General features: G+C 58.0%; 12 protein-coding genes and 4 tRNA genes. 5 read left to right on the top strand and 11 right to left on the bottom strand.

What is annotated here, in order from left to right:
- Positions 1–5: 5 nt before the first annotated feature.
- From lon to tig, 4 genes are all read right to left on the bottom strand, one after another.
- Entirely contained in the window at positions 6–2402 is a 2397-nt protein-coding gene (gene lon, locus K0H48_RS08880) for an endopeptidase La (RefSeq protein ID WP_219267182.1), read from the bottom strand.
- 199 nt (positions 2403–2601) lie between these two features.
- Complete coding sequence (gene clpX, locus K0H48_RS08875) at positions 2602–3885, bottom strand: ATP-dependent Clp protease ATP-binding subunit ClpX (protein ID WP_017136464.1); 1284 nt, start codon at positions 3883–3885, stop codon at positions 2602–2604.
- 112 nt (positions 3886–3997) lie between these two features.
- Positions 3998–4633, bottom strand: coding sequence for an ATP-dependent Clp endopeptidase proteolytic subunit ClpP (gene clpP, locus K0H48_RS08870; protein ID WP_003174822.1), 636 nt, complete (start codon positions 4631–4633; stop codon positions 3998–4000).
- Positions 4634–4724: 91 nt separating this feature from the next.
- Complete coding sequence (gene tig / locus K0H48_RS08865) at positions 4725–6035, bottom strand: trigger factor (protein ID WP_138814821.1); 1311 nt, start codon at positions 6033–6035, stop codon at positions 4725–4727.
- A gap of 223 nt (positions 6036–6258) precedes the next feature.
- Between tig and K0H48_RS08860 the strand changes: the two genes are divergently transcribed.
- Positions 6259–6519, top strand: a complete 261-nt coding sequence (locus K0H48_RS08860; protein ID WP_058420897.1) for a hypothetical protein — start codon at positions 6259–6261, stop codon at positions 6517–6519.
- Positions 6520–6521: 2 nt separating this feature from the next.
- On the opposite strand, the gene K0H48_RS08855 is transcribed toward K0H48_RS08860, so the two are convergent.
- From K0H48_RS08855 to K0H48_RS08835, 5 genes are all read right to left on the bottom strand, one after another.
- Positions 6522–7115 carry an RNA polymerase sigma factor gene (locus K0H48_RS08855; protein ID WP_219267225.1) on the bottom strand — a complete coding sequence of 198 codons (594 nt, stop codon included), beginning with the start codon at positions 7113–7115 and terminating at the stop codon, positions 6522–6524.
- 168 nt (positions 7116–7283) lie between these two features.
- Positions 7284–7359 (bottom strand) — tRNA-His (locus tag K0H48_RS08850).
- A 76-nt stretch (positions 7360–7435) separates the two neighbouring features.
- Positions 7436–7520 (bottom strand) — tRNA-Leu (locus K0H48_RS08845).
- 55 nt (positions 7521–7575) lie between these two features.
- A tRNA-His gene (locus K0H48_RS08840) sits at positions 7576–7651 on the bottom strand.
- Between the two features lie 32 nt (positions 7652–7683).
- Positions 7684–7760 (bottom strand) — tRNA-Arg (locus K0H48_RS08835).
- 276 nt (positions 7761–8036) lie between these two features.
- On the opposite strand from K0H48_RS08835, the gene folD reads away from it, so the two are divergent.
- Both folD and pbpG read left to right on the top strand, forming a co-directional pair.
- A complete protein-coding gene (gene folD, locus K0H48_RS08830; protein WP_200430590.1) occupies positions 8037–8891 on the top strand; it encodes a bifunctional methylenetetrahydrofolate dehydrogenase/methenyltetrahydrofolate cyclohydrolase FolD in 855 nt (284 codons plus the stop codon).
- A 208-nt stretch (positions 8892–9099) separates the two neighbouring features.
- Positions 9100–10023: a D-alanyl-D-alanine endopeptidase gene (gene pbpG / locus K0H48_RS08825; RefSeq protein ID WP_138814818.1), complete on the top strand. Its 924-nt coding sequence runs from the start codon at positions 9100–9102 to the stop codon at positions 10021–10023.
- 141 nt (positions 10024–10164) lie between these two features.
- Here the strand turns inward: pbpG and K0H48_RS08820 are convergent, their stop codons facing one another.
- Positions 10165–10827 (bottom strand): peptidase C39 family protein, encoded by a 663-nt coding sequence (locus K0H48_RS08820; RefSeq protein WP_219267181.1) that lies wholly within the window; start codon positions 10825–10827, stop codon positions 10165–10167.
- A 197-nt stretch (positions 10828–11024) separates the two neighbouring features.
- Between K0H48_RS08820 and K0H48_RS08815 the strand changes: the two genes are divergently transcribed.
- Positions 11025–11186 (top strand): hypothetical protein, encoded by a 162-nt coding sequence (locus K0H48_RS08815; RefSeq protein ID WP_219267180.1) that lies wholly within the window; start codon positions 11025–11027, stop codon positions 11184–11186.
- Here K0H48_RS08815 and K0H48_RS08810 read toward each other — a convergent pair.
- Positions 11183–11593 (bottom strand): hypothetical protein, encoded by a 411-nt coding sequence (locus K0H48_RS08810; protein WP_219267179.1) that lies wholly within the window; start codon positions 11591–11593, stop codon positions 11183–11185. The genes K0H48_RS08815 and K0H48_RS08810 overlap by 4 nt on opposite strands.
- 225 nt (positions 11594–11818) lie before the next feature.
- Between K0H48_RS08810 and K0H48_RS08805 the strand changes: the two genes are divergently transcribed.
- A partial coding sequence (locus tag K0H48_RS08805) for an efflux RND transporter permease subunit (protein WP_219267178.1) occupies positions 11819–14388 on the top strand: 2570 nt, incomplete at its 3' end.

The following is a 14388-nucleotide window of genomic DNA, read 5'->3' as shown; positions in this document are numbered from 1 at the left end:
TCGCATTAATGCGTGCTAATTCTTTCCTTGGAATCGGACTCGCGTTTTTCATCCTTCGCGACAATCTCCGGAGCCACATCCGGCAAGGGCTCCGGCGCGTATTGCAGCGCAATTTGCAGGACCTCGTCAATCCATTTAACCGGTTTAATCTGAAGATCCTGCTTGATATTGTCAGGAATTTCCTTCAAGTCGCGAACATTCTCTTCCGGAATGATCACGGTCTTGATACCACCTCGGTGCGCAGCGAGCAATTTCTCTTTCAGACCACCGATGGCCAATACCTGACCACGCAGGGTAATTTCCCCGGTCATGGCGACATCGGCACGCACAGGAATGCCAGTCAGAGCCGACACCAGTGCCGTGCACATGCCTACACCGGCGCTAGGGCCGTCTTTGGGCGTCGCCCCTTCCGGCATGTGGATGTGGGTGTCGTGCTTCTCGTGGAAGTCCAGGGGAATCCCCAGGCTCTTGGCGCGGCTGCGCACCACGGTCTGCGCGGCGGTGATCGACTCGACCATCACATCACCCAGCGAACCCGTCTTGATAAGTTGACCTTTGCCCGGGATCACCGCAGCTTCGATGGTCAGCAATTCGCCGCCCACCTGGGTCCACGCCAGGCCAGTCACCTGCCCTACCTGATCCTGCTGCTCAGCCAGGCCGTAACGGAATTTCTTCACGCCCAGGAAGTGCTCCAGGGAGTCGGCATCCACCTTCACCGAGAAGCGTTTTTCCAGCGAGTGCTCCTTGACCGCTTTGCGGCAGATCTTCGCAATCTGACGCTCAAGGCCACGCACACCGGCTTCGCGGGTGTAGTAACGCACGATGTCGCGGATCGCTTCGACGTCAAATTCGATCTCGCCTTTTTTCAGGCCATTGGCCGAAATCTGCTTGGGCGCGAGGTATTTGACGGCGATGTTGATCTTTTCGTCTTCGGTGTAACCCGGCAGACGAATCACCTCCATCCGGTCCAGCAGGGCTGGCGGGATGTTCATGGAGTTGGAGGTGCACAGGAACATTACGTCGGACAAGTCGTAGTCGACTTCCAGGTAATGGTCGTTGAAATTGTGGTTCTGCTCGGGGTCGAGCACTTCGAGCAACGCCGAGGCCGGATCGCCACGCATGTCGCTGCCCATTTTGTCGATTTCATCGAGCAGGAACAGCGGGTTGCGCACACCCACCTTTGTCATTTTTTGAATCAATCTTCCTGGCATCGAACCGATGTAAGTACGGCGATGGCCACGAATTTCCGCTTCATCACGCACACCGCCAAGGGCCATGCGCACAAACTTACGGTTGGTGGCACTGGCAATCGACTCGGCCAGGGAGGTTTTACCCACACCCGGAGGGCCGACCAGGCACAACACCGGGCCACGAATTTTCTTCACGCGCTTTTGCACGGCGAGGTATTCGAGGATACGTTCTTTTACTTCTTCGAGGCCGTAGTGGTCGGCGTCGAGGATTTCTTCGGCACGGGCCAGGTCCAGGCGCACTTTGGTCTGAGCCTTCCACGGCACCTGCACCAGCCAGTCGATGTAGGAACGCACCACGGTCGCTTCAGCTGACATCGGCGACATTTGCTTGAGCTTGTTCAGCTCAGCCGTGGCCTTGGTCAGGGCGTCTTTGGGCAGGCCAGCGGCGTCGATGCGCTTTTTCAGCTCTTCGACTTCGTTATGGCCTTCTTCGCTGTCGCCGAGTTCTTTCTGAATGGCCTTCATCTGCTCATTCAGGTAGTACTCGCGCTGGCTGCGCTCCATTTGCTTTTTCACGCGACCACGGATGCGCTTCTCAACCTGCAGCAGGTCGATTTCGCCATCCAGCAGCGCCAGCACGTGTTCGACACGGGCCGGCAGGTCGATGATTTCAAGGATGTCCTGCTTCTGCTCGATCTTGAGCGCCATGTGCGCGGCCATGGTGTCGACCAGGCGGCTTGGCTCATCGATGCTGTTGAGGGACGACAGCACTTCAGCCGGGACTTTCTTGCCCAACTGCACATACTGCTCGAACTGCGAGAGCAGGCTGCGCACAAACACTTCGGATTCGCGCTCAGGGGCTTCGACTTCGTCGATCAGCGCCACTTCGGCGCGCAGGTGGCCATCCACCTCCATGAAACGCTCGACCGCACCACGCTGCTCGCCTTCGACCAGCACCTTGACGGTGCCATCGGGCAGCTTGAGCAGTTGCAGTACGGTCGCAATGGTGCCGACGCGATACAGGGCATCTTCGCCTGGATCATCATCGGCAGGATTCTTCTGGGCCAACAGCAGGATCTGCTTGTCGCCCGTCATCGCGGCCTCGAGGGCTTCGATAGACTTCTCGCGCCCCACGAACAGCGGGATAACCATGTGCGGATAGACGACGACATCACGCAACGGCAGGAGAGGCAATTCAATGGTTGTCTTCATGATTTCGCCTCTATGACAGTTGAAAAATTAGCTTGAAACCAAGATGGGGGCTGTACGCAAAAAAAACAAGCTCAATGCCAGCAGTTAAACGTATGAATAAACGCGAATTTAACCGCAGCACACAAACCGCCGCGAAAAGCCGCCACATAAAAAGAAAGGGCCTCGAAAGGCCCTTGCTTGTACTGCGACGGCTTGACGCTTACGCGTCAGGTGCAGCCTTGGCAGCCGGCTCACTGTTTTCGTAGATATACAGTGGCTTGGACTTGCCTTCGATAACGCTTTCGTCGATCACCACCTTGCTCACCTCGGACTGCGAGGGGATTTCGTACATGGTGTCGAGCAACACGCCTTCGAGGATCGAACGCAGGCCACGTGCACCGGTCTTGCGCTCCAGTGCCCGCTTGGCCACTGATTTGAGTGCGTCGGTACGGAACTCGAGGTCTACACCTTCCATCTCGAACAGCTTGGCGTATTGCTTGGTCAGGGCGTTTTTCGGCTCGGTGAGGATCTGAATCAGAGCAGCCTCATCCAGCTCGTCCAACGTCGCCAGGACCGGCAGACGGCCAACGAATTCCGGGATCAGACCGAACTTGACCAAATCGTCAGGCTCGACTTCACGCAGGGACTCGCCCACCTTCTTGCCTTCTTCCTTGCTGCGCACTTCTGCACCGAAACCGATACCGCCACGGGTGGAACGCTGCTGAATAACTTTTTCCAGCCCCGAGAACGCACCGCCACAGATGAACAGGATGTTACGCGTATCAACCTGAAGGAATTCCTGCTGCGGGTGCTTGCGGCCGCCTTGTGGCGGTACGGAAGCAACCGTGCCTTCGATCAGTTTCAACAGGGCTTGCTGCACGCCTTCACCGGAAACGTCCCGAGTGATCGACGGGTTGTCGGACTTGCGCGAAATCTTGTCGATTTCGTCGATGTAGACAATACCCATCTGGGCCTTCTCTACGTCGTAGTCGCACTTCTGCAGCAGCTTCTGAATGATGTTCTCGACATCTTCACCCACGTAACCAGCCTCGGTGAGGGTGGTAGCGTCGGCGATGGTGAACGGAACGTTCAGCAGACGAGCGAGGGTTTCTGCAAGCAGGGTTTTACCCGAGCCTGTAGGACCGATCAGCAAGATGTTGCTCTTGCCGAGTTCGACTTCGTCGCCTTTCTTGTCACGCTGGTTCAAGCGCTTGTAGTGGTTGTACACCGCTACCGCCAAAACCTTTTTTGCACGCTCTTGACCAATCACGTACTGATCAAGGATGCCGCTGATTTCTTTAGGCGAAGGCAATTTATGCGCGCTGCTCTCGGCCTGGGCTTCCTGCACCTCCTCGCGGATGATGTCATTGCACAGGTCGACGCACTCGTCGCAGATAAACACCGAGGGGCCGGCAATCAATTTGCGTACTTCATGCTGGCTTTTGCCGCAGAAGGAGCAATAGAGCAGCTTGCCGTTGTCCTCGCCGTTGCGGGTGTCAGTCATTCGTTCGATCCAAATCCGATAGGCTTGCAACACAAGATGAAGGCTTATGCGGGCTTTTTCAAGCCCACCGGTGGTCGGACATGCCGACCTGCCTTATTTTGAGGTGCTTATATTAAGCGGGGCGCTTTTCGATCACTGCGTCGATCAACCCATATTCACGAGCAGCTTCAGCGCTCATGAAATTGTCGCGGTTGGTGTCACGCTCGATTTCTTCCAGGGTGTGCCCGCTGTGCTTGGCCATCAGCGTGTTCAGACGCTCACGAATAAACAGGATTTCCTTGGCGTGGATTTCGATGTCCGACGCCTGGCCCTGGAAACCGCCCAACGGCTGGTGAATCATCACGCGCGAGTTCGGCAGGCAGTAACGCTTGCCCTCGGCACCTGCGGTCAGCAGGAACGCGCCCATGCTGCAGGCCTGGCCGATGCACGTGGTCGACACGTTTGGCTTGATGAACTGCATGGTGTCGTAGATCGACATGCCTGCAGTGACCGAGCCGCCCGGGGAGTTGATGTAAAGATGGATGTCCTTGTCCGGGTTTTCCGCTTCAAGGAACAGCAGTTGCGCGCAGATCAGGTTGGCCATGTAGTCCTCTACCGGGCCGACCAGAAAAATCACTCGTTCCTTGAGCAGGCGCGAGTAGATGTCATAGGCGCGTTCGCCACGAGCAGATTGCTCGACAACCATCGGGACCAAGCCGCCAGCGGCCTGGATATCAGAGTTCTGCTGAATATAGGAATTACGGAACATGCTCTGCAGTTACTCCCAAATAGTCATGTCTTGAAAACGCATAAGCCAGCGCGAGGCTGGCTTATGGTTATATTTCGAACGAGTTGGACAATCAGTCGGCTTGTGCTGCTTCCGCCGGTTTGACTGCTTCTTCGTAAGAGACCGCTTTGTCGGTCACCTTAGCCTTCTGCAGAACAGTATCCACAACTTGCTCTTCCAGCACAACCGAACGTACTTCGTTCAGTTGCTGGTCGTTCTTGTAGTACCAAGCCACGACCTGCTCAGGCTCCTGGTAGGCCGAAGCCATTTCCTGGATCATTTCGCGAACGCGATCTTCGTCAGGCTTGAGGTCGAATTGCTTGACCACTTCAGCCACGACCAGACCCAGTACAACGCGGCGCTTGGCTTGCTCTTCGAACAGTTCGGCCGGCAGTTGGTCAGGCTTGATGTTGCCACCGAACTGCTGAACCGCTTGTACGCGCAGGCGATCGACTTCGTTGGACAGGAGAGCCTTAGGCACTTCGATCGGGTTGGCGGCCAGCAGACCGTCCATAACCTGGTTCTTGACCTTGGACTTGATGGCCTGACGCAGCTCACGCTCCATGTTCTTGCGAACTTCGGTGCGGAAACCGTCGATGCCGGTTTCCTTGATGCCGAACTGGTTGAAGAACTCTTCGTTCAGCTCTGGCAGCTTAGGCTCGGAAACGCTGTTGACGGTCACGGTGAACTCGGCGGCTTTACCGGCCAGGTCCAGGTTCTGGTAGTCAGCAGGGAACGTCAGGTTCAGAACGCGCTCTTCACCGGCTTTAGCGCCAACCAGGCCGTCTTCGAAGCCCGGGATCATGCGATTGGAACCCAGCACCAGCTGGGTGCCCTTGGCGGAGCCGCCAGCGAATGCTTCGCCGTCAACCTTGCCAACGAAATCGATGTTCAGCTGGTCTTCGTTCTGGGCGGCACGCTCGGCCACTTCAAAACGGGTGTTCTGCTTACGCAGGATTTCCAGCATGTTGTCCAGGTCGGCATCTGCCACGTCAGCGCTCAGGCGCTCAACGGCGATGTCTTCGAAACCGGCAACGGTGAATTCCGGGAACACTTCGAATACGGCAACGTATTCCAGGTCTTTACCGGCTTCCAGGGACTTAGGTTCGATCGAAGGCGAACCCGCTGGGTTCAGCTTGTGCTCGACAACGGCTTCGTAGAAGGAAGCCTGGATCACGTCACCCACAGCTTCCTGACGCGCATCAGCACCAAAACGACGCTTGATTTCGCTCATTGGCACTTTGCCTGGACGGAAACCAGCGATCTTGGCCTTTTGGGCAGTCTGCTGCAGACGCTTGTTGACCGCAGTCTCAATACGCTCTGCCGGCACGGTGATGCTCAGGCGGCGCTCGATGGCAGTAGTATTTTCAACAGAAACTTGCATGGATATTCCTCGTTGCACAGACGTTAGCCGGCCGTTTCCGACCCCAGAATCAAGGGCATGCATTCTAGTGGGTCAAACTCAAGAAGTCACCCTACTGAAAACGGGTGGAAAAACAGCAGGCCATTTATAGGTTCAAGTGCACGCATGCACCTTATCCCGTTAGCAAATACAGCGCATCACGCCAGGGCTCTACACCAGCCCTTCTATATATAGAAGGGCCGGGATGCACACCCCGGCGAGCGACCCTGCAAGCAAGGTCGAAGGGTGTGGCGGCAGCATCGAGAAACACAAATACGATGAAACGCCCTACCCTGGAAACTCAAAACACTCAAACAAAAACGGCACAGCCCTTTTTCAGGTACTGCGCCGTTATTCGCTATTAAATAGCTGTACTGACCCTTATATAGCCGCGGATCAGTTCTACACGCTCAAAACCGGCAACGATTCTAACGCCAAGGCATTGAGAATGCTTGTTTTTTCTTGACGTCAATCCACCCCACAAGCCTGATACCGGTCGATGGCAGCAAAAACCCGGCTACGCGCCCGGTGCAGCAGCACCCGCGCGTTACACAGACTGACGCCCAGCAACTCGGCAATCTCCTCAAGTTCAAGCCCTACTCGCTCACGCAGCACAAGCGCAGCGCTTTGAAGCGTCGACAACTCCTGCAACGCGCGCTCGATACAGGCGCGCAGCTCATCTTCACTGACCAGCGCCTCGGGCGTATCTTCATGCCAGCCCATAGGTGCCGACAACCATTGGCCGCTGGCGGCGCAAAAGCGCTCCTGCCCCAGCGAGTCATCGAAAAACACCTCGCGCCGACTGCGACCATAGCGGCCCTTGGCTTTATTGGCCGTAATCGTCAGCACCCAGGTCTTCAGGCTGGAGCGCCCCTGAAAACCACTCAGCCCACGCACAATCGCCAACCAGGCATCCTGCACCACATCGTCGACATGCCGATGCCCGGCAATCGCCGAGGCCACCGCACGCATGGCGCCCTGATGGGTTTTGACCAGGTCGCAATACGCCGATTGCTCCCCCAACAGCAGGCGCCCGAGCAAATGCGCCTCGCCAACCGCCATTCCCTGACTTTGATCCTGCTGTTGTGCCAACATTTTTCAGACCCTCCACGTAGCAGCGTATGAGGATCCAGGCCCATCCACGGCCATCCTCGTCAGTAGATACGTGACTGGGCATTTTTTGGATGCAAAAAAAAGCGCCAGATCGTTGATCTGGCGCTTTTTAAAATATGGGGTGGACGAAGGGGATCGAACCCTCGACAACGGGAGTCACAATCCCGTGCTCTACCAACTGAGCTACGCCCACCATATTGCATCAACAAGGAACTCGAACATCTTCCTTGTCTGGCCCCACCCTAGCGAGTGGCTGGGTGACGCTTAATTGGTGCGGATGAAGAGACTCGAACTCTTACGCCTCGCGGCGCTGGAACCTAAATCCAGTGTGTCTACCAATTCCACCACATCCGCGCTTGAAGCTCTTAAAGCAAAGGCGCCAGACGATTAATCTGGCGCCTTTTAAATATGGGGTGGACGAAGGGGATCGAACCCTCGACAACGGGAGTCACAATCCCGTGCTCTACCAACTGAGCTACGCCCACCATCTAGCGCTACTTGTGCCAAAGCTGCCTAATGGCGCACCCGGCAGGACTCGAACCTGCGACCATCCGCTTAGAAGGCGGATGCTCTATCCAGCTGAGCTACGGGCGCCTTATTAATCTGTACTCGTTGAAGATTACAAACTAAGTGCTTCCAGCCTTGCAGAACAGCTCAATCTGCTCAACCTTCTTAACCAGTGCTAGGCTGTGCCCGACAAGTGCGACGAATAGTATAGACGGCCTTGATACCCGTCAAATCTTTTTTGAAAAAAACTGATTTTATTTAAGGGGTTAGGGCAATTTGCAGACCAAGCGCCTTTGCCCTCACGTCGTGGCGTGCGAGAATGCGCGCACTTTTCTTCCCCCTCTCGATGGTTAATCACGCGTAATGACTGCACAACTTATCGACGGCAAATCAATCGCCGCCAGCCTGCGCCAGCAGATCGCCAAACGAGTCACCGAGCGCCGCCTGCAAGGCCTGCGCACGCCTGGCCTCGCGGTGATCCTGGTCGGCAGCGATCCTGCCTCTCAGGTTTATGTCTCGCACAAGCGTAAAGACTGTGAAGAGGTCGGCTTTATTTCCAAGGCCTACGACTTGCCTTCCGAGACCACCCAGCAGGCGCTTACCGACCTGATTGACGGCCTCAACGATGACCCGGCCATCGACGGCATCCTGCTGCAACTGCCGCTGCCCGAGCACCTGGACGCCTCCAAACTGCTGGAGCGCATCCGCCCGGACAAAGACGTCGACGGCTTCCACCCCTACAACGTTGGCCGCCTTGCACAGCGTATTCCACTGCTGCGCCCCTGCACGCCCAAAGGCATCATGACCCTGCTGGAAAGCACCGGTGTCGATCTGTACGGCCTCGATGCAGTAGTGGTCGGCGCCTCCAACATCGTCGGTCGCCCAATGGCCATGGAACTGCTGCTCGCCGGTTGCACCGTGACTGTCACCCACCGTTTCACCAAGGACCTGGCCGGCCACGTCGGCCGCGCCGATCTGGTGGTAGTCGCCGCCGGCAAGCCGGGCCTGGTCAAAGGTGAGTGGATCAAGGAAGGCGCGATCGTCATCGACGTGGGCATCAACCGTCAGGAAGACGGCAAACTGGTGGGTGACGTGGTGTACGAAACCGCCCTGCCCCGTGCCGGCTGGATTACCCCGGTACCGGGCGGTGTTGGCCCGATGACCCGTGCGTGCCTGCTGGAAAACACGCTGTATGCTGCAGAAAGCCTGCACGGCTAATAACCAGCCGTACTGAAAAAGCCCTGCCTTATCGCAGGGCTTTTTATTGCCCGGCTAAAAACCCTTTTTTTCTTAGTTTTTAAGCACTTTCGTCTGGTTCTAGAAGAACATTCGACAGTTCTTCGTCCATACTCCTAAAATGTAACGGCTTTTATCAAAAAACCGTTTCCGAACGGCATTTCCTTACTTTTTTAGCGAGTTCACCCGCGTGAAAATTCGTCTCTCTATTGTCAGCCTATTTTTTGCATTTACAGGCACCTTCGCACACGCTGCCGAAACCACTCTGGCCCCGCGTGACACCTCCAAACTACAGATCGCTTCCGGCAGCGCCATTCTGGTCGACCTGCAGACCAATAAAGTCATCTACGCCAGCAACCCCGATGTGGTGGTGCCGATTGCCTCCGTCAGCAAGCTGATGACCGGCCTGATCGTGCTCGAAGCCAAACAGAACATGGATGAGTACATCGACATCAACATCAAGGACACGCCGGAAATGAAAGGCGTGTTCTCCCGGGTGAAGATCGGCAGCGAAATGCCGCGCAAGGAAATGCTGCTAATCGCCCTGATGTCCTCGGAAAACCGCGCCGCCGCCAGCCTGGCCCACCACTACCCAGGCGGCTACCCGGCGTTTATTGCAGCGATGAACGCCAAGGCCAAGGCACTGGGCATGACCAGCACGCACTACGTGGAGCCCACCGGCCTGTCGATTCACAACGTGTCCACCGCCCGCGACCTGAGCAAGTTGCTGGCCGCTGCGCGTAAATACCCGATGCTGAGCCAGTTGAGCACCACCAAGGAAAAGACCGTGGCGTTCCGCAAGCCTAACTACACCTTGGGTTTCTCCAACACCGACCACCTGATCAACCGCGCCAACTGGGATATCAAGCTGACCAAGACCGGCTTCACCAACCAGGCCGGCCACTGCCTGGTGCTGGTGACCAGCATGGGCAACCGCCCGGTGTCGCTGGTGATCCTTGATGCGTTCGGCAAGTTCACCCACTTTGCCGATGCCACGCGTATCCGCAACTGGGTGGAGACTGGCCGCAGCGGCTCGGTGCCGGACGTGGCGTTGCGCTACAAGGCTGACAAGAACCTGAAGAATCGCCCAAACGCCGCTGAAGTACGCCGCTGAATAAGTGGGGGCTTGTGTGGGAGCTGGCTTGCCTGCGATGGCATCAACGCGGTGTAACAGATAAACCGAGTTGCCTGCATCGCAGGCAAGCCAGCTCCCACAGGCTATAGCCTTACCCACAGGCCTTGGCCTTCAGTGTTTTTACTTTCTCTCAGCCAGCACTTTAAGCGCCTGCGCTGCCGCCTGCTCCTGCCCGGCCTGCGCTGTGGCATTGGCAGAATCACGCCAGCGCTGCACATCTACATTCGCCGGCAACTGGCTCGGGCGCTGGGTCAAAATCGCCCAGTGGCCCGCACTCTTCCACGCCGATTCAAAATCACTGAAGCTCATCAATAGCCGCCGGTCCATGCCCGAGCGCAGCAGCACCGTGCTCTTCTGCTGGTTGAACCCCACCACCACGACATAACGCGTGCCCGACCACAGGCTCGGGTTGATCCGCGCCATCACTGGGTAACCCGCCGCCACTTGCGCCAGCACTGCCGTCAGATGGCTGTCCAGCGGGTAGACCATCAGCCCGTATTCACGCGCCAGCACTTGCATGTTGCGTTCAAGGTTCGCCTCGCCCCCCGGCAAGTGCAGCGGTTTGTCGAGCAAACCGGGTGTCATGACAATGCCTTGTTGCGACAGCATGCTGGCTAAAGCTGAAGGACCGCTCTGATAGGCCTCGCTGCGATACGCCGGCACACTCGTGAGTTCAACGCGCTCCGGCAACCCCGCCAGTTTCGAAGGGTGCCCGGAACACGCCGCCAGCCCGAGGGCGCATACCAGCAGCAGGGAGGTTTTAACGTTCGAGCGTAAGCGCAATTTTTTACTCTCTTGATCAACGGCCGGTAAGGGTGCAGATCATAGCCCAATCGCGTTTAGGGAGTAGCGACAGGCTGCTGATATAGCCAACAAGTTGGACTGATTCGACCATTGGTCAATAGCACGCAACCGTCAGCTGACTAGACTGTCCATTGAGAAGACTGTGTGTGCCCCCAGCGGGGCGAAAGGAGGCCCGAATGAGCCTTGCAACAACGATTTTCCTGCTGATTTGCGGTTGGCTGGCAGTAGCGGCCGCCATGTTGTGGGGCGTGATGCGCGTAACGCGCCGGCATCACCACCCCCATTTCACACCGGCTGCACCCGCCAAGCCGCCCAAGGCTGCGGTGCATCACGCCTAGCCAGGCATGCAACTGAAGTCCTGAGTTGCGGCGACCTCCTTGCCGTGACCGTCCTTGAGCACGGCACGCACGGTGGTGCCCAGGCTCGATTCCACTAGCGTGTAGTGCTCACCCGCCTTGAAATTCCTGTACTCGACCCGGCCCTGGCAGTCTTGCTGGTTGTCGTCGCCCGGCTCTTCTTCAAACAGTGTCACATCCAAACGATGGTCCCCAGGCGTCACTTCAAAATAGCGGCCATCATCCACACGGTGGCCGTCAACGCGCTCGGCCATCAGGTCATTCGGCGCTTCTTCCTTCAGACCGATCCACGCTTCGCTCGGGTCAGCTTTAGGCATGGGGCCAGCACAGGCCGACAACAACAAAACAACACCAAGCGCGGGGATCAACAACAGCGGTTTGAGTGACATGGCAGGGCTCCAAAGGGCATCAGTAAAAACGTTGGCGGCGATTCAAATGTGTCGCCGCCGATGGGTTACAAGCTTGGAGAGCTGCCCTATGTAGAACAAATGAATACATATGAAACGATCTTCAGCCGTTAACTAAATGTTCCTTCACCTGGCTGAAAGGTGCGTGTTAGGTGGGTCGGGCAAGACTGCCGGGGTTTGCAATCCTGCTCCCTCGGAGGTTCACGCATGCTCGGGCTGGTAAAGACCGCACTGCAAAAGCCCTACACGTTTATTGTGTTGGCCATATTCATCTGCATCATCGGGCCGATGGCGGCCCTGCGAACCCCCACGGATGTTTTTCCCGATATCGGCATCCCCGTCGTCGCTGTGGTCTGGCAGTACAACGGCCTGTCACCGGACGCCATGGCCGGTCGGGTGATCTACACCTACGAACGCTCATTGAGCACCACTGTTAACGACATCGAACACATCGAATCGCAATCGCTGCCCGGCATGGGCATCGTCAAAATCTTCTTCCAACCGGGTGTGGATATCCGCACCGCCAACGCCCAAGTGACGGCCGTTTCACAAACCGTGCTCAAGCAGATGCCACCGGGCATCACGCCGCCGCTGATCCTTAACTACAGCGCCTCCACGGTGCCGATCCTGCAACTGGCGTTTTCCAGCCCCAGCCTCTCGGAAGCCAAGATCCGCGACCTGGTGCAGAACAATATCCGCCTGCCCTTGAGCGCCCTGCCCGGCCTGGCCATGCCCACGCCAATGGGCGGCAAGCAACGCCAGATCACCCTCGACCTCGACCCCCAGGCGCTGGCTGCCAAGGGCCTGTCGGCCCAGGACGTGGGCAACGCGCTGGCGCTGCAAAACCAGATCATCCCAGTGGGTACCGCCAAACTCGGCCCCAACGAATATACGATCCTGCTCAATAACAGCCCCAAGGCGATTGATGAGCTCAACGACCTGCCGATCAAGACGGTCGACGGCGCAATCATCACCATCGGCCAAGTGGCCCACGTGCGTGACGGCTCGCCGCCGCAGACCAACATCGTGCGCGTCGACGGCCACCGTGCAGTGCTGATGCCGGCGCTGAAAAACGGCAGCATCTCCACCCTGTCGATCATCGACGGCATCCGCCAGATGCTGCCGCGCATCAACGAAACCCTGCCGCCGTCGCTGAAGACCTCACTGCTGGGCGACGCCTCGGTCTTCGTCAAACAATCGGTGGGCAGCGTGGCCCAGGAAGGCATCATTGCCGCACTGCTGACCAGTGCGATGATCCTGCTGTTCCTCGGCAGCTGGCGCTCCACCCTGATCATCGCCGCCTCGATTCCGCTGGCGGTGTTGTCGGCCATTGCCTTGCTGGCGGCCACCGGGCAAACCCTCAACGTGATGACCCTCGGCGGGCTGGCATTGGCGGTGGGAATTCTGGTGGACGATGCCACGGTGACCATCGAAAACATCAACTGGCACCTGGAACAAGGCAAGGCGGTGAAGACCGCGATCCTCGACGGCGCCGCGCAGATCGTCGGCCCGGCGTTCGTGTCGCTGCTGTGTATCTGCATCGTGTTTGTGCCGATGTTCCTGTTGCAAGGCATCGCCGGTTACCTGTTCCGGCCGATGGCGCTGGCGGTGATTTTCGCCATGGCCAGCTCGTTCATTCTGTCGCGGACCCTGGTGCCGACCCTGGCGATGTTTTTGCTCAAACCGCACGTGCCAGAGCAAGGGCCTGGGCATCACCCGGAAGATGAGTTCATCAACCATCACGAAGGTGAACAGCACAAGAAGCCGCGCAACCGCGTGCTGCAATCGGTGCTGAATTTCCAGCAGGGTTTCGAGCGGCACTTCTCGAACATCCGTGACACTTACCACGGCCTGCTGACCCTGGCGCTGGGCGCTCGCAAGCGCTTTATCGTCGGCTTCCTGGCCTGCGTGCTGGCCTCGTTCCTGCTGTTGCCGAGCCTGGGCCAGGACTTCTTCCCGGCCACCGACGCCGGCGCCCTTGCCCTGCATGTGCGCCTGCCATTGGGTACGCGTATCGAAGAAAGCGCGGCCGCGTTCGACCGCATTGAAGCGCGGATCCGCGAAATCATCCCGGCCGAACAACTCGACACCATCGTCGACAACATCGGCATCCCGCTCAGCGGCATCGACATGGCCTACAGCAGCAGCGGCACCATCGGCCCGCAGGATGGCGACATCCAGGTCAGCTTGAAAAAGGACCACGCGCCGACCGCCGACTATGTGAAAAAACTGCGTGAAGCCTTGCCGCAAAGCTTCCCCGGCAGCCACTTTGCGTTCCTGCCTGCCGACATCAGCAGCCAGATCCTCAACTTCGGTGCCCCGGCGCCGCTGGACGTGAAAATCTCCGGGCGCAGCGATGCAGAAAACCGCGCCTACGCCATCGAACTGGAACGCCGCCTGCAACATATTCCGGGGATTGCCGACCTGCGTATCCAGCAGTCCACCGGCTACCCGTCGTTGCAAGTGAACGTCGACCGTATGCGCGCCAACGGCCTGGGCATCACCGAACGTGATGTGACCAACAGCATGGTCGCCTCGCTCGCCGGCAGTTCCCAGGTGGCACCGACGTTCTGGCTTAACCCAGCCAACGGCGTGTCGTACTCCATCGTCGCCGCAACCCCGCAATACCGTCTCGACAGCTTGCCGTCCCTGGAAGCCTTGCCGGTGACCGGCGCCGATGGGCAGTCGCAAATTCTCGGCGGCGTGGCGAGCATCTCCCGCGTGCAAAGCCCGGCGGTGGTGACCCACTACAACATCGAACCGACCCTGGACCTGTA

The organism is Pseudomonas sp. Xaverov 259 (assembly GCF_019352915.1).
In the GTDB taxonomy this organism is placed as follows: domain Bacteria; phylum Pseudomonadota; class Gammaproteobacteria; order Pseudomonadales; family Pseudomonadaceae; genus Aquipseudomonas.
Note: the sequence above shows the minus strand (reverse complement) of the source record. Positions and strands in the feature narration are given on the sequence as shown.